We start from the raw sequence: 16,353 nt of genomic DNA, 5'->3' as shown, positions 1-16,353 counted from the left end.
AATTACGACATGCAGAACATGGAAACACGCAATGAGCTTTGCAAATATGCCGTCAAAACGGTTGTAAACGGACTGGTTGTAGGACCGGGCGGAAATATCAGCGCGCGCGCCGGGGACAAGATGTATTTGTCCCCGAGCGGCTTCGCCATTGAGGAAATCACGCCGGAGCAGTGGGTCGAAGTGGATATTCCGACCGGGGAGATTACAGACAATGGACTGCGTCCATCCTCCGAGGTGCTGATGCATCTGTTCTGCTACCGCAAGAATCCGGCCATCGGCGCTATTGTGCACACACATCCTTCTTCCTGCATCGCCTTCACCCTGGTAGAGACCGAGCTGCCGATCATGTTCCCCGACCAGGCGGCGCTTGTCGGCAAAACCGCATATGTTCCTTATGTCCTGCCGACAACGGATCTGCTCGCTGTTGCCGTTGCCGATAAGGTGAACGAGGCCAGCTCCATTCTGCTCGGCAATCATGGACTGGTCACAACCGGACGCAATCTGCGGGAGGCTTACTACCGGACGCAGGTCGTCGACGAAAGCGCCAAAATTTACATGAGCGCAAGAGCCGTCGGTCCTCTGAAAGTATTGACGGATGAAGAATTCAAGGAAATTGCCTCGCTTGAGAGCGAGGACTACCGCATCAAGCTGCTTCAGCAGATGAAATAAGCATGAATCGGTCAGTTACTCTTGAAGAAGGCGGTGACCTTGTATGAAGAAGCCCCCTGCGGCGTTGGCCTTTGATCTGGGTGCGAGCAGCGGCAGAGCGCTTGTCGGCGAGCTGGTCACCGGGGAGAACGGCCTCCAGCAGCTGCGGATTACGGAGATCCATCGGTTCGTCAATGAACCGGTGGAGGTTGGCCCCCATCTGCACTGGGATATTTTAATGCTCCTGAAGGAGCTCAAAACCGGCATACTCAAAGCCCGCCAGCAGGGCTTTGAGCCGGCAAGCTTCGGAATCGACACATGGGGTGTGGACTTTGGCCTGCTGGACCGCAATGGAGAGCTGCTGGCCAACCCCTACCATTACCGCGATCCGCACACGACCGGACTGATTGAAGAAGTATGCGAATTGATCGGGGAAGATAAGCTGTTCCGCGAGAGCGGGCTGCAGCTGATGCCTTTCAATACGATTTACCAGCTGTACGCGATGAAGAAGGCAGGGTCTGTCGCTCTGGAGCATGCAGAGACGCTGCTGCTGACGCCGGATCTGCTGAACTATTTTCTGACCGGACAGAAGGCCTGCGAGTTCACCATGGCCACGACAACCCAGCTGTTCCGGCCGGCTGAACGTGCGTGGAATACGCCGCTGATGGAGCGTCTAGGCATCCCGTCGGACCTGTTTCTGGACCCTGTTCACCCGGGTACGGAGATTGGCCGTTTGACGGATGCGATCTGCGAGGAGCTTGGCGTTCCATCCATGCGGGCGATTGCGGTCGGCTCGCATGATACGGAATCCGCCGCGGCGGCTGTTCCGTCCGATTCGGCGTCATTTGCATATCTGATCTGCGGGACGTGGTCCCTTCTTGGCACGGAGCTTCCGGACGCCCTGCTCACGCCTGAGGTCAGGGAGCTGGAATTTTCCAACGAAGGCGGAGTCGGCCATACGTTTCAGCTGCTCAAAAACATTATGGGCCTGTGGATTCTGCAGGAATGCAGGCGCAAATGGATCAAAACAGGCTCGGATATCTCATTCGCGGAGCTGACGAAGGAAGCCGGGAATGCCGAGGCTTTTCGCAGCCTGATCAATCCCGATGATCTTCGCTTCATGAATCCGAAGGACATGGAGCTGGAAATCCACCGTTTCTGTCAGGAAACGGATCAGCCTGTCCCCCGGGACAAGGGCGAGACGGCGCGCTGTATTCTCGAGAGCCTTGCTTTGCGGTATCACATCGTGCTGGAGCAATGCGAGCGGCTGACCGGCAGGCATTTCTCCGGGCTGTACATGGTTGGCGGCGGCATTCAGAATGAGCTGCTCTGCCAGCTGACTGCCAATGCCATCGGCCGCCCGGTATGGGCAGGTCCGGTCGAAGCCAGCGCCATCGGCAATCTGCTCGTTCAGTTCCAGGCTGGCGGTGAAATCGGGAGCATTGAAGAAGGCAAGGAACTGGTCAAACGATCCTTTCCGCTGCAATCTTACGAGCCGGCCGAGGCCGATAAATGGCAGGAAGCGATCGCAAGATACAACGGACTGGTGAACAAACCGAATGAAATTGCGTAACAATAACGTCCGAACGGCGTTTTTTCTCTGCGTGTGTACGGTCAACCGGAAAGCCTGCGGCTCGATTGCGTCAAGATCAGAACACCGACAGACCTTCCATGAATAAGGCTGTCCGCAAACAATAAGGAGCCAACCGGCTGGGAATATCCACAACATGCAAAGACGCCTCCATAACCACTGTACAGGTGGAGATGAAGGCGTCTTTTTTGTAAGCAAATCCACATTAGAAGCCCGGCAATTACTCTTAAGCCCTCTTCTCATTTCAACGCTGACTTCATTTCCCGTTCGCCGCGCTAGCCGCTGACACGTTTGGCAAATAAAAAACGTTCCTTCCACGAGTTATCGAACTCCGATATCGTCACCCCAGGATCGCCATAGCTCTGGATAATCCGGTTGCCGCCCATATAAATGCCCACATGTCCTACGATACGGTTCGTGTCGAACCGCCCGGGCGTATAGAAGAACATCAAATCCCCCTGCTGCAGCTGACTGGCCGGCACGGTCTGCCCAATCTCCGACTGCTCCTTTGCCGTTCTTGGCAAATCAATGCCAAAATGGCCGTATATATACTGGACGAAGGAAGAGCAATCGAATTTATGGGTTTCGCTGTAGCTGCTGGAGCCAAAATCGTAAGGCGTGCCCATATATTTTTTGGCATATTCAATTAAATCGCTTTTATTGACCGATACGGAGAAGCTCTTGATCTGCTCCCGCCGCGGAGCAACCTGCTTGAGTGGAATTCGGGTGCGGTCGTCGATAGGTGTGATGATGATCTGCGATCCCTTTTCATTCCAATTCACCGGAGTTTCCAGCAATGATGATAACGCCTCTGTCGTGACATACGGCTTGCCATTGAATAATTTGGGAGCCTGCGGCAGCGTGATGATGTTGTCTCCGGAGAAAGCTTGTTTGTCATTCACCTTCAGCCAATAGGCAGCATCCGTATTCCCCAGTGCCAGACGGCCGCCCAGTTTATGCACGTCAAGACTCATGGACGCTGCGCTTTCCTTCAAGGGGATCCAGACCAGCCCGCCGGTTTCTCTGTATACAGGAACATGCGTGAAGGTGGAATGATTCGCCACCCGCAGATTGGCTGCCCGGACGGTCAGCCCCGGCGCACTGGCGGTATCCATCCCCAGATGCTCTTTGGCGCAGCCTGTCCCCCACGCGATCAGGATTGTCATGCTGACAGCCAGGGCGGCCCGGAATGACGTTTGTTTGCGAAGCATGCGAGAGATACCACCTTTTCCATTATTTATGGATTAGGTTCTTCTGCATGGGTGGAAATTATACGAATGGGGATTATCGGCAATAAATTAAAACAATTGCTAATGAACAATGTTTGACACAGTTGATACAAATACAATATAGTCAGTATATGATCTTGCGAGGAAGAAAGGAATTATATGTCGAATTATCCGTACTCCCGAATCAAGGATGATATCAAGCGAAGAATTATGGAGGGGGAATGGCTCGGAGATTCACGCTTGCCCTCCAGCCGCGATTTTGCCCAGGCATACAAATCAAGCGTCAACACGGTAGAGAAAGCAATCAAGGAATTATCCGCGGAGGGACTGCTCAAGCGGGACAACCGGAGAGGCACCTTCATCGAGAACGGAGTCGTCTCCCAGCTCGGTCATAACCGGTCCGGTCTTGTGGCTGCATCCGTCATTGGCATCGAGAATCCGCTGTGGGCGACGGCGCTCAGAGGGATTGAGGACGTCCTGCACCTGCACGGCTTCCATCTGCTCAGCTACAGCGACGACCGGAGTCTCGACAAGCTGGAAGCCCTGGTCAAGGGAGCGGTAGCCAAGCGGGTGGATGGCGTGATACTCAGTCCGATCTATGGCAAACATCATGAGGAACGCAATCAGAGCCTCTACCATCTGCTGACCAGCAGCGGCATCAAGGTCGTTTTTCTGGACCGCCATCTGTATAACAGCGACATTCCTTTCGTGACCAGCGACAACACGGCCAGCGCCTACAAGCTGACGAAAATGCTGATCGATAAGGGGCACCGGCGGATTTTGTTCATCCGCAATTCCGATGTCAGCACATTCAACGAAAGGCTGCTCGGGGTCAGACAGGCTTTTCTCGACTCCGGAATTGAATTTGACCCGGACCTGGATGTGCTGCTTGTGACGGAATTCGAGAACTTCCAGGAGGAATTCGAGTCCTACAGCTCCAGAATAGCCGAGAAAATCAAGGAAATACCCTGCACGGCCATTTTCACGGCGAACGACCAGATCGCAGAAGCGGCTATTGATGCGCTTGACCGGCTCAGCATCCGTTTTCCCGAGGATATGTCCCTGGTGACATACGATGCCCTGAACCTGAACCGCAAGCTGAAGCTTGACGTCACGGGTGTCAATCAGCCCTTCTATGATATGGGGAGAACCGCCGCCAATCAGTTGATGAATCTGCTGAATGGCAAGGATCATCTCTCTGTATTGGGACAAATATGCAGCGCGGAGATCAATTACGGCACTTCTGTCGGCCACCCTGCTGCAAGCGCAACAAACGCAGGCTAAGCCTGCTTGATGATAAGAAGAAATGGCTTTCGCCGTCCTTAATGCGGCGCAGTAAGTTTCTTCCCTCAAAAATAATGGCTGCGAACAGCCAAGTTTCTTAAATAAAGAACCGGACTCTATCCCCCGGTTCTTTATTTGTGTTATCTGTATTAATTAAATATGAAATATCAATTGATGTATTGACACAGATTATAAATGGAGCTATTATTATGTTGTAAAAGTAATACAGATTATTGATTATGTATCAAATAGTTGATACAGTCAGATGGATTATGGTTAAATCTGCATCAAGCGATTTCTTAACCGGCATGATTGTAAGCGCTAACGTCCGCGATTTATGCGGCGCGGCTCTGCAATATATATTTTATAAGGGGGATAACATACGTGAGAAAATGGTTTGGCAAGCTGTCGCTTGTATTATTGACTGCCGTATTAACGACGGTTGTAGCCGCCGGATGCGGAAATAATTCAGCAGGCACAAACAATGGAAATTCCGGTCAGGCTTCGGCGGACGGCGGTGCGGCTCCATCAGGCAAGAAGGAGAATCTGACGTATTACGGATTCTCGGAATGGGTTACCGATCCGGCTTATGCGCCCGTCTTCGCAGAGCTGAAGACAAAATTTGAAACCGAGAATCCCGGCTTCGAGGTCGAATTCCAAAGCGATCCGTACGGCACATGGGAGACGAAATATAAAGTCATGTTTGCCAGCGGCAACGCGCCGGACGTTTTCATCGTAAACAATCCCGACTTCCCGACCTTTGCCAATTCCGGCTATTTGCTCGATATGGGCGCGACGCTTGGCGAGGATTACTTCAAGGACTTCTTCCCGGGCATCCTGTCCATGTACAAGTGGAACGGCAAAAACATGGCGCTGCCGTATACCACTGATGCACGGGTGCTCTGGTACAATAAGGACATCTTCAAGCAGGCCGGACTGGACCCGGAGAAACCGCCTGTGACATGGAGCGAATTGAAGGCTGACGCCGAAACGATCACGAAAGCGACGGACGGCAAGGTAGCGGGCTTCGGCCTGGATCTGGGTCTGAAGGAATTCCCGGCCCAAAGCTTATACACGGCTTCAGACAGCTCGATCATTCAAGTTGATGACAGCGGTAAAATTACTCCAACCGTCAATGCGCCGGTATTCAAGGATTATCTTCAGCTGATGAAGGATCTGAAACCATCGCTGGAGCCCGATTATGCCACATTGGATCATTTGAAGCTGGGTACGCTGTTCGCACAGCAGAAGGTTGCGATGGTAATCGCCGGAACATGGGTTACCGATCAGAATCCGGATATCCAACCATTCTACGGCCAGGCACTTGTGCCGAAATATAATGAGAGCGCGCCGGACGGCTCCTTCGGAGGCGGCTTCGGAATCGCGGTATCCGCAAGCAGCAAGCATCCGCAGGAAGCGCTTAAGCTGGCGCAAATGCTGACGTCGGTCGAGTTCAACTCCCGTACAATGAGCGACGTGCCTGCCAACAATGCTTCGCTGGCTGTATCCAAATTTGCGACAGACCCGGCCTACAAAATTTTCATGGATCAAATTAAATCCGCCCGTCAATCGCAGCCGAAGACGCTGTTCTACAAGGATATCGATTCCTCCGTTTATGATACGGTATCGAAGGTGCTGCTGAAGGATCAAGCGGTCGATGACGCCGTGACCGAGCTGGAAAGTGCAATCAACAAAATTACGACACAGAAATAAGCCAAGCGGGGGCGGAAGGTTCTTATGCCATCTGCCCCGCTTCGCATAATGAACAGCCTGGGAGATATGAGGATGACTCGTAAACGATTTTTTCGAAATGCGGTTCCCTACCTGTATTTGCTGCCTTCCATAGCGGTCATCGCAAGCCTGCTTGCCTATCCGCTTGTCTACAATTTATATGTGAGCGTTCACCGCTGGCAGTTAAGCCGGCCCGACAAGCCCTTCATCGGACTGGACAATTTCAGGGCGGTTCTGACCGACGATCTGTTCAAAACCGTACTGCTTACCACCGTCATCTGGACGGCAGCCGGCGTCGCCCTCCAAATGGCGGTTGGTCTGCTCTCCGCACTTTATGTGGATGAACGGCGCCGAAGCCAGGGGCTGCTCAGATCATTGCTGCTCCTTCCCTGGGTACTGCCGGGCGTTGTCACCGCGCTGATGTGGAGCTGGATGCTGCAGTCTGATCTTGGGATTGTGAATGAAATGTTAAAGTCCCTTCATATTATCGACCATGACGTCTCGTGGCTGAGCTCCGAGCATATGGCGCTTGAAACACTGATTTTCGTCAATACGTGGAAAGCGTTCCCGTTCTGGTTTCTCATGATGCTTGCGGGGCTGCAGGATATTCCGAACGATCAGGTGGAGGCGGCCCGAATCGACGGCGCCCGCTGGTTCGGCATTGTGAGATATGTGAAAATCCCCCACCTGAAATCCATTATTGGGGCAACTGGAGTTATCACCACCATTTGGACGCTTAATTATTTCGATTTGATCTGGGTCACAACCAAAGGCGGTCCGATGGACGCAACCTCCACGCTGCCTATCTATACCTACCGCCTGGCCTTTGATTTCTTTGACTTTGGCAAATCGTCCGCTATGGCGCTTATCAGTCTTGTTATCATCGGAATCATCTGCTCGCCGTATATGCGGGCCATGCTGAAGTCTATTAGGGAGTGAGCATCAAGTGAGAGGCATACGTCTTGGGAGCCATGTTCTGATCCTGATCGTCATTGCTATTGTTATTCTGTTTCCCTTGTACTGGCTGCTTGTGACCTCGGTCAAGCCGTCCGCGGAAATTTTCGCCGATCCGCCTACCCTGTTCCCCAGGCAAATCAGCTGGGAGCATTATACCAGCGTGTTCCGCGGTTCGGAAATTCCGACGTATTTTTTCAATTCCATTCTGATTACAACGGTAACCGTCTTCGTCGTATTGGCTATCGCCAGCCTCGCCGCCTACAGCATGACGCGCTACCGGTTCAAGGGCAAGCTGGCGTATTTCACCATTATTCTGTTCGCGCAGATTATGCCCTTGACGACTCTGATTGTTCCTCTCTATATTATGTGGGGCAAGCTCCATCTGCTGAACACCTATACGAGCATTATTCTCACGTACTGCGCCATTTTGCTGCCGATGGCGATTTGGCTGCTGACCGGCTACTTCAAAGGCATACCGAAGGATATTGACGAAGCCGCCACGATCGACGGCTGCTCCTCGTTCGGCATTCTGCTGCGCATGGTGCTGCCCCTGGCCCGTTCGGGACTGGTAGCTGTCGGGTTGACAGTCTGCATCACGGTATGGCAGGAAATCCTGATTGCAATGACGTTCGTCAGCACGGATTCCATGAGAACGCTGCCGGCGGGAATCAACACGTTCATCACCAAATCCGGTATTCAGTGGGGACCGCTGAACGCCGCAGGAATCGTCACAACGCTGCCCGTTCTGCTTATCTTTATTTTATTCCAGAAGGCCCTTGTCAAAGGGCTTACGGCAGGAGCGACCAAGGGGTAAGAAGTGGCCCCTTGTTCTGTTCTGCTGCTATCCGGGATGCCTGGACCCGGAGCGATGGTCGACCGAGGTCATGCAACACCACGCTGGGAGCCGGGAGCTGCGCGCAATACAAAAAGAAGCTTATCAACCAACACGGAGGAGCCTGACATGCAATCAAAGGAATGGCTGTACCATATTGAGAAATGGCTGAAGGAGAAAGACGCCTGTCTGTATCGTCCAATTGGCGAGATGGCATTCGACTATTATATAGCCGATTCCCTGCTGCCTTACGAGGAAGCGGCTCAGGGCCCGTTCACGACGATTGCGCCGGGCGAACAGTGGGGTGACAAATGGCTTTACGGCTGGTTCCGGGGCAGCTTCGAGCTCCCTGCCGATGTTTCGGGCAGGCGGATAGAACTGCAGCTGGATCTAGGCGCGGAAAGCACGGTTTACGTCAACGGCCGGCTGGCCGGCGCGAAGGATGACCGCCACCCTTCGCTGACCTTGACCCGCAGCGCTGCCGCGGGAGATTCCTTCGACATTGTTGCCGAGGCCTACGCAGGGCATGACCGTGAGCTGCCGGTCTACCGGCATGCGCAGCTGGTTGCCGTCAATGAAGAGCTGTATCAATTCTTCATTGACCTGAAGGTCCTGCTCCAGCTGCGCAATGGCCTTGCGCCAGGCTCGCTTCGCGTGTCGGAGATCGACGCCGGATTTCTGAAGCTGATCTCGGCTCTGGACTGGAACGAGGCGGCGTCTGCTCCGGAGGAATTCGCCCTCGCAGGCCGCTCCATCCTGAAGCCCCTGCTGGACTGTGTGAACGGCTCGACGGCGCCCAAGCTGTTCATGATGGGACAGTCCCATCTGGATATCGCCTGGCTGTGGCCGATCGAGGAGACCAAACGCAAAATCGCCCGCACATTCTCTAATCAGCTGGCTCTCTTGGACGAATACCCCGAATACCGCTACATGCAGAGCCAGCCGTATCTGTTCCAGCTGGCGAAGGAGCTGCATCCCAAGCTGTATGGAAGGATTAAGCAGTATGTCGCGGAGGGAAGAATCATCCCCGAAGGCGGCGCCTGGGTGGAGCCGGATACGAATATACCAAGCGGCGAAAGCCTGGTCCGGCAGTTTCTGTACGGCAAACGGTTTTTCCGCGAGGAATTCGGCGCGGAGAGCGAGATGCTGTGGCTGCCGGATGTATTCGGCTATTCAGGCAACCTGCCGCAGATTATGCGCAAATGCGGCATCCGCTATTTTGCTTCCGTGAAGATGTACCAGACATATGACAATATCGTCGATCCTTTTCCGTATAATACGTTCACCTGGGAAGGCATCGACGGCTCAAGCGTGCCCGTTCATCTGCTAGACTACGGCCCATTCCCCAATCCGGCCGATGTCTCGTATGCGCTCTTCCAATGGAACGAGCGGATTCAGAAGACTGGCATATCGACCCGTCTTGTGCAGTTCGGCTACGGGGACGGCGGCGGCGGCGCGAACCGCGACGATCTGGAATTCCTGCGCCGGATGGGCGACCTGGAGGGCGTTCCGCGGACAGCCATCAGCGCGCCGCGCGAATACTTCGAGGATCTGGAGCAGCGCGGAATGCCAGACTCGCATTACGTCGGCGAGCTGTATTATCCGGCTCACCGCGGCACCCTGACCTCGCAGGCCAAGATGAAGCAGGGCAACAGGACGGGCGAATTCACCCTGCGGGAAGCGGAAATATGGAGTGCGCTGGCTGCGCTTGGCGGCAGAGCTTCCTATCCCAAGACAGAGCTCGATGCCGCTTGGCTTAAGCTGCTGCTGCTGCAGTTTCACGATATTTTGCCGGGCACGTCGATTACGCGGGTGCATGAGGAAGCCGAGCGGGAGTTCAACGAGCTGCTGCATTCGGCAAGCGGGCTCGTACGGCAGGCGGCTTCCGCGTTGACGGACAGCTCCGGAACCGGCGAAGGCATTACCTTCTTCAACTCCCTGCCATGGGAGCGCGCAGCGGTTGTTGAGCTGCCTGATAATTGGGAGCACGCACGTTATGCCGCGGCTGAACAGTCCGCGCAGAACGGTCCGCTCTATGTGCAGCCACAGCAGGAGAAACGTTATGCCCGCATAACCCTTCCGGCGATGGGATACATAGCGTTGGAACCGGCAGGCAGTGAACCGGAGACGGCAGTTGAGGCGGATGATGCGAGTATTGGAGTGAAGGCGACTGCCGGGTCTCTGGAAAATGAGCACCTGAGAATAATGCTCAACGAGCGCGGTGAGCTCACAAGCATCTGGGATAAAGACACGGAGTCAGAATGGGCCAAAGGGCTGTGCAATCAGTTCCTGATGTTCCGCGATCAGCCGTCGAACTTCGATGCCTGGGAGATTGACCGCCGTTATGCCGCTGCGGAGTTGGCACTCCCTGAGAGTGCGAGTATCACCGTCCTCGCCGAAGGCCCCTTGTATGCAGCCGTTCGGGTCGAGAGAATATTGAATCAGTCCACTGTCATTCAGGAAATCCGGCTGGAGACGGGGAGCAGACGGGTCGAATTCCGGACGCGGGTAGACTGGCGGGAGAAGCATAAGCTGCTGAAGGTGGGCTTCGATGTCAATCTTCATTCCCATGAAGTTTTGAACGAAATCCAGTTCGGCTACGCACGGCGGCCCAATCACCTGTCCCGCCCGCATGATGCGGACCGTTATGAGGTCAGCCAGCACAAATGGTCAGCGCTGGTCGAAGGCAACCGCAGCTTTGCCCTGCTCAACGACGGCAAATACGGGCTGAATGCGGAGGGCAGCCGGATGAATCTGACGCTGCTTCGCGCGCCGACCTGGCCGGATGAGCGTGCGGACGAGGGCTTGCATGAATTTTCATACGCGCTGCATATCTGGAACGAAGGGTTCATGAGCAGTCCCGTCATTCGCGAAGCATACGAGTTGAATGCTCCGGTACTGTCGGCTCCCGGAATAGCAAAACCGTCTGCCGGACTAGCCTCATGCGACCGGGACAATATCATCATCGACACGGTCAAGCTGGCTGAGGACGGCTCGGGCGATCTCGTCCTCCGTATGTATGAGGCCAAGGGGGCGTCCATCCGCAGCCGGCTCCGTCTGGGCTTCGACATCATAAGCGCAAGCGAGACCGATATGCTGGAGGAACGTGTAATCGCGGATCTGCAAGATTCGATAGATAACCGTGGGATTGCTTTGTCTTTCACTCCATTTGAGGTTAAGACTGTGCGGTGCAGTTTGCAGGCATAAATGAATTTCATTTCTGGAATACCTGCAGCATCTGCGGCAATAAATTAAAAAAACGGCAGCCCGGAGCGTATAGATCTCCTGGTTGCCGCTTTTTCTATTATGAAAAGCTATTGCATTAGCCGCAGCAGTCTTTCTAGCTTGCACGTATGTCAGGTATATTGATATCAGAGTCAAGATGAACGGATGCTGTTCGCGCTGTATGGATCCGAAAATTCCTTTTCAGTTTTCTCCCAGACATCCCCGTATTCGGCATTCGCCTTGAACTGTTCCAGTGCATATGGCGCGGAGGGTATGATCTTCCTTCCCTTGTCCCGGGCATCTTCCACAACCAGATCAAGCAGTTGGCGTTCCAGCCCCTCTTTTTCAGCGCCCTGGACGTCAACGTGAACATGATCAATAACCCATGTGTCCACATCAGTCAGCTTGTAGCTGATTTCTCCCACCTGACCGCCGATCCCGCGGACAATATAACCGTTTCCCTGCTTTTCGATCACTAATTCCTCTTCTGTATGCTCTTGTCCACGAAACGCCGCCTCGTCATTTCCTGTCTGATTTCTCTCTTCCATGACTCGTGCACCTCCTATTTATTTCGTAAGAACATGCATCTTATTGGACTCATCCTGCAGCGAGTGAAAGCCTGCACTTTCTTCATTACCCCAAGCGGCAGGCTTTGATGCACCTTTCGAATAGGAGCGTCATCGTTAAAAATGCTATAAGGTCAAAAAGCCGACCTCGCAAGGTCGGCCTTCATGCGCTTGGAAGGTAATACGTCATTGCAGGAATGCCGGCAAATCACTGCTCCAGCTGTCCATGAAACAGCTCGCTGTACAGCCCCTCCTGGCCCAGCAGCTCTTCATGAGGTCCCTGCTCCACCAGACGTCCATCCTTGAGCACCAGAATGCGGTCGGCCTCGCGGATCGTGTTCAGCCTGTGGGCAATGACGAAGCTCGTTCGCCCCTCCATCAACCGCTTCAAGCCTTCCTGGATTTTGATCTCGGAAACGGTATCTATGCTGCTGGTCGCCTCATCCAGTATGAGAATAGCCGGATCCGCCAGAATGGCTCGCGCGATGGCAAGCAATTGGCGCTGTCCCTGACTAATGCCGCTGCCATCGGCAATCAGCACCCGGTCATATCCGCCGGACAGCCGCATAATGAATGAATGGGCATTGGCGAGTCTGGCGGCTTCCTCCACCTGGCTGTCGGTGGCATCCAGCTTGCCATACCGTATATTGTCGCGGATCGTGCCTTCGAACAGAAAGGAATCCTGCAGCACAAAGGCCATATGGGAGCGGAGGCTTTCCCTCCGGACCGTCCGGATATCCCGCCCGTCAAGCGTGATCATCCCCGCATTCGTATCATAGAAACGGGAAAGCAGCTGAATGAGCGATGTCTTGCCGGCTCCCGTAGGACCGATGATCGCTATCGTTTCGCCAGGCTTCGCTTCAAAACTGATCTCCTTAAGCGTATTTCTCCCCTCCTCATAAGCGAAGGACACCTTATGGAAGACAACCGCGCCTGCCACTGCATCAAGAGCAACCGCCGTACTCTCGTCTATATCTTCTTCCTGTTCGTCCACGATTTCGAATACCCGCTCTGCTCCAGCAATGGCGGACAAAAGAGTATTCCACTGGTTCGCCAGATCGTTAAGAGGCCTGGTAAACTGCCTGGCATACTCGACAAAAACGATAATAACCCCAACGGTTATGGCCCCGCGAATAGCCAATATTCCGCCGACACAGGCAATAATTGCAAAGCTTAGATTGTTGAGTCCGTTCATCAGCTTGGGAATGAAGCCCGATATGGTCTGCGCCCAGAAACCCGAATGCTTGATGTGCACATTGCGTTCATGGAACTCTTGAATAACCCGCTCTTCCTGGGAGAACGCTTTAATAATCCGCTGGCCGGACAGCGTTTCTTCCACAAACCCGTTCAATTCTCCCAGATTCCGCTGCCGCTCCCTGAAAAGCGCGCCTGTCCGCCGCGTAATCCACCGCATGCCGAGCGCCATCAGCGGAACCACCAAAAAGGTGAGCAGCGTAAGCAGCGGACTGAGCAGCAGCATGACAATGACCGTGCCCGCCAGCATCAGCACGCTGGATAACAGCTGGATCGCCGAGCTGTTGAGCGTGGAGCTCACGCTGTCGATATCGTTGGTCATGCGGCTCATGAGATCGCCCTGCCGGTTTCTCCCGAAGAACGGGATCGGCAATCGGTGCAGCTGCGCGAAGAGATCGGTGCGCATCCGCAGCACGGTTTCCTGGGCGATCTGGATCATCCAGATATTTTGCAGCCAGCCCACAATGGACTGAAGCACGTAGACACAGGTCAATCCAAGCAGAAACAGCAGCCATGGCCTGCCTCCCGGTCCCTCCAGATAATCGTCAATCGCCATTCCGATCAGATACGGACCAAGCAGCGTGAGCCCGCAGCTTACAATAACCAGCAGCATGACCAGTGACAGCCGTCCCCTGCGGTGGGACAGATAATGCCATATCCGTCTGAGCGTTCCCTGCCAATCCTTTGCCTGGGCTTTGGCCCGCTTGCCCGCTGGAGAAGCGTCAGGAACGGCATCTTTCACGCGCGGCTTGGGATACCGGAAGGGTTCACTTAAAGCTTCCCACATGCGCTGCCCCCTCCTTCCCGAATTGGGATTCATAAATACGCCGGTACAAGTAGTCGCTGGCCATCAGCTGCCCGTGGGTTCCCTGTGCAATGAGACTGCCCTCATCCAGCAGCAGAATCAGATCCGCCCCGATCGTGGAGCTGATCTTCTGCGTAATCAGGAGCGTCGTGCAGGACATCCCTTTGAGCGCCTGCAGCAAGCCCGCTTCCGTTCGTACATCAAGAGCGCTGGTGCTGTCATCCAGCAGCAGAATAGCCGGCTTGCGGATCAGGGCGCGGGCGATGGACAGCCTTTGCTTTTGCCCTCCGGAGAGATTGATGCCCCTCTGTCCAAGCAGGGTATCGTACTGATCCGGCAGCTTCTCGATCGTCTCGTGAATTTGCGCCAGCCTGGCTGCCTCCACCACCTGCTCCATACTGGCGTCCTCCAGGCCCCAAGCGATATTATCGCGTATCGTGCCCGAGAACAGCAGCACCTCCTGGGACACATAGCCGATGGAGCCGTGCAAATATTCCATGTCCAGCTCGCGGGCATCCCGTCCGTCGATGCGGACGACTCCGGAGGTTTCCTCATAAAGGCGCAGAACAAGCTGCATCAGCGAGGATTTGCCCGAGCCTGTAGCCCCCAGGATCGCTACGGTATCGCCCGGACGGACCTTGAAGGAAATGTCCACCAGCACGCGAGCCTCCGATTGCGGGTATTGGAAGGAGACATTTTCGAATTCCACGCCCCCTTCACACAGCCCTTCGGGCTTTCGGCCCGACCTGGCCAGCGCTTCGCTGTCCGTGTTGAGCGCTTCATCAACCCGCTGGGCAGACGCACGCGCTCTGGAGAAGGCCGCCACAATCATGGAGAAGGCTGACAGGGCACCTGCCGTTCGGAGCGAATAATTCACAACCGCCACCACCTCGCCCGCAGTCGCAGTCCCCATGCTTATTTGCTTATGCCCGAACCACAGCACGGCAATAATCCCTGCATTCATGATCAGCAGAATAAAAGGCATGGTAATCTCCGTCAGACGCAAAGCGGAGACCGTGCTCCCCATTAATTCCTGGCTCAGCCGCGCAAAACGGCCTGCTTCTTCCTTGCGCCGGACAAACACGCGGATCAGCCGCATGCCGGTCAAATTCTCCTGCATCACGCGGTTCAGCGTATCCAGTCTCATCTGGACTCTTTTGAATAAAACGGAAGCTCTCTTCATGATCCAGATGACGAATACGAGCAGCGCGGGAACGGTCAAGGTGAGCAGGAATCCCAGCTGTACATGCACGACAAGCGCCATAATGATGCTCCCGATGACCACAAGCGGCATGCGCAGCATGAACCTTAATCCCATGAATACCGTATCCTGAAGCTGCGTGACATCATTCGTTAGCCGGGTAATGAGGGAAGAGGTGGCAAAGCGGTTAAAAACCGGGTAAGCGAATCCCTGCACCTTGGTGTAGAGAGCCTCCCGGACATCGAACGCAAACCCCTGACTGGCATGCGAGGCAAAAAAAGAGCTCAGAATACCTGCGATGAATGCGGCAACCGAGCCTCCAACCAATATTCCGCCCCACAGCAGCACCACCGACGTATCCTTTTGCGAAATACCTACATCAATAATGACCGAAATCAGATAAGGCTGAATCAGCTCCACCGCCAGCTCAACCAGCACCATAACGACAGCCATGCCGGCTGCAAGCCTGTATTTCCCCAAAAAACGCAAAATGTTGGTCATGCCGTGTTCCTCCGCCAAATTATGAACTCTTCACTTGTCCAGTTGTATTTCCCGCGTTATTCCACCATTGCCTCGTTGTCAGCTTTCTCTGGGCGGTCAGCCCCTGCATTCGTTTCTTTAGATCATTATATACAAGTTATATGCCTTAAGGCGATTGGCAAATCGATAAACCTGCGGTCAGCAGACTGATTCCTCTCCCGCCGCGCTAGCCCACATCCAAGGAAATCCCGCATAATGACAGGCTTTTTCGCCAGAGACGGTTCTCCTTGATGGTCTATAAAAAATAAGAGACCGGATACCGATTCCACTGAATCAGAACCATGCAAAAGATAAAACGGCTCCTGCTTTCCCCTGGCGACCAGTTGAATTTCTTCCTTCGAACCCAATATAGATTTATTGGAGCGAAACATCATGCGCTGTATGAGGTTTGAGGAACAATTGCAATTTTGAATTGCCACTCCGAGCTGAATTTATATGCAAAAAAAGACACCCCCGCACCCACTGACATTAGTGGTTTTGGAGGCGTCTT

The 16,353-nt window shown here is 54.2% G+C and carries 11 protein-coding genes; 7 read left to right on the top strand and 4 right to left on the bottom strand.

What is annotated here, in order from left to right; translation table 11 throughout:
• The first annotated feature begins 9 nt into the window (after positions 1 to 9).
• Together AC0YNV_RS29200 and AC0YNV_RS29195 are read left to right on the top strand one after the other, a co-directional pair.
• Positions 10 to 669: a class II aldolase/adducin family protein gene (locus AC0YNV_RS29200; protein WP_210045018.1), complete on the top strand. Its 660-nt coding sequence runs from the start codon at positions 10 to 12 to the stop codon at positions 667 to 669.
• A gap of 43 nt (positions 670 to 712) precedes the next feature.
• Positions 713 to 2,221, top strand: a complete 1,509-nt coding sequence (locus tag AC0YNV_RS29195; RefSeq protein WP_475771162.1) for a rhamnulokinase — start codon at positions 713 to 715, stop codon at positions 2,219 to 2,221.
• 293 nt (positions 2,222 to 2,514) lie between these two features.
• On the opposite strand, the gene AC0YNV_RS29190 is transcribed toward AC0YNV_RS29195, so the two are convergent.
• Positions 2,515 to 3,450, bottom strand: coding sequence for a C40 family peptidase (locus tag AC0YNV_RS29190; RefSeq protein WP_475771161.1), 936 nt, complete (start codon positions 3,448 to 3,450; stop codon positions 2,515 to 2,517).
• A gap of 177 nt (positions 3,451 to 3,627) precedes the next feature.
• Between AC0YNV_RS29190 and AC0YNV_RS29185 the strand changes: the two genes are divergently transcribed.
• From AC0YNV_RS29185 to AC0YNV_RS29165, 5 genes are all read left to right on the top strand, one after another.
• A complete protein-coding gene (locus AC0YNV_RS29185; protein WP_475771160.1) occupies positions 3,628 to 4,752 on the top strand; it encodes a GntR family transcriptional regulator in 1,125 nt (374 codons plus the stop codon).
• A gap of 384 nt (positions 4,753 to 5,136) precedes the next feature.
• A complete protein-coding gene (locus AC0YNV_RS29180; RefSeq protein ID WP_475771159.1) occupies positions 5,137 to 6,465 on the top strand; it encodes an ABC transporter substrate-binding protein in 1,329 nt (442 codons plus the stop codon).
• Between the two features lie 72 nt (positions 6,466 to 6,537).
• A complete protein-coding gene (locus AC0YNV_RS29175; protein WP_475771158.1) occupies positions 6,538 to 7,422 on the top strand; it encodes a carbohydrate ABC transporter permease in 885 nt (294 codons plus the stop codon).
• 7 nt (positions 7,423 to 7,429) lie between these two features.
• On the top strand, positions 7,430 to 8,254 hold the full coding sequence (locus AC0YNV_RS29170; RefSeq protein ID WP_210045025.1) for a carbohydrate ABC transporter permease: 825 nt from the start codon (positions 7,430 to 7,432) through the stop codon (positions 8,252 to 8,254).
• A gap of 147 nt (positions 8,255 to 8,401) precedes the next feature.
• The gene (locus AC0YNV_RS29165) at positions 8,402 to 11,479 is read left to right on the top strand and encodes an alpha-mannosidase (protein WP_475771157.1); all 3,078 of its coding nucleotides are present in this window, start codon (positions 8,402 to 8,404) and stop codon (positions 11,477 to 11,479) included.
• A 170-nt stretch (positions 11,480 to 11,649) separates the two neighbouring features.
• On the opposite strand, the gene AC0YNV_RS29160 is transcribed toward AC0YNV_RS29165, so the two are convergent.
• The 3 genes from AC0YNV_RS29160 to AC0YNV_RS29150 form a co-directional block, all read right to left on the bottom strand.
• Complete coding sequence (locus tag AC0YNV_RS29160) at positions 11,650 to 12,045, bottom strand: GNAT family N-acetyltransferase (RefSeq protein WP_475771156.1); 396 nt, start codon at positions 12,043 to 12,045, stop codon at positions 11,650 to 11,652.
• 226 nt (positions 12,046 to 12,271) lie between these two features.
• The gene (locus tag AC0YNV_RS29155; RefSeq protein ID WP_475771155.1) at positions 12,272 to 14,104 is read right to left on the bottom strand and encodes an ABC transporter ATP-binding protein; all 1,833 of its coding nucleotides are present in this window, start codon (positions 14,102 to 14,104) and stop codon (positions 12,272 to 12,274) included.
• Entirely contained in the window at positions 14,085 to 15,824 is a 1,740-nt protein-coding gene (locus AC0YNV_RS29150) for an ABC transporter ATP-binding protein (protein WP_475771154.1), read from the bottom strand. The genes AC0YNV_RS29155 and AC0YNV_RS29150 overlap by 20 nt, the downstream gene beginning before the upstream one ends.
• Between the last annotated feature and the right edge of the window lie 529 nt (positions 15,825 to 16,353).

The sequence above is a fragment of the Paenibacillus sp. JT31N11 genome, from assembly GCF_056269285.1.
Note: the sequence above shows the minus strand (reverse complement) of the source record. Positions and strands in the feature narration are given on the sequence as shown.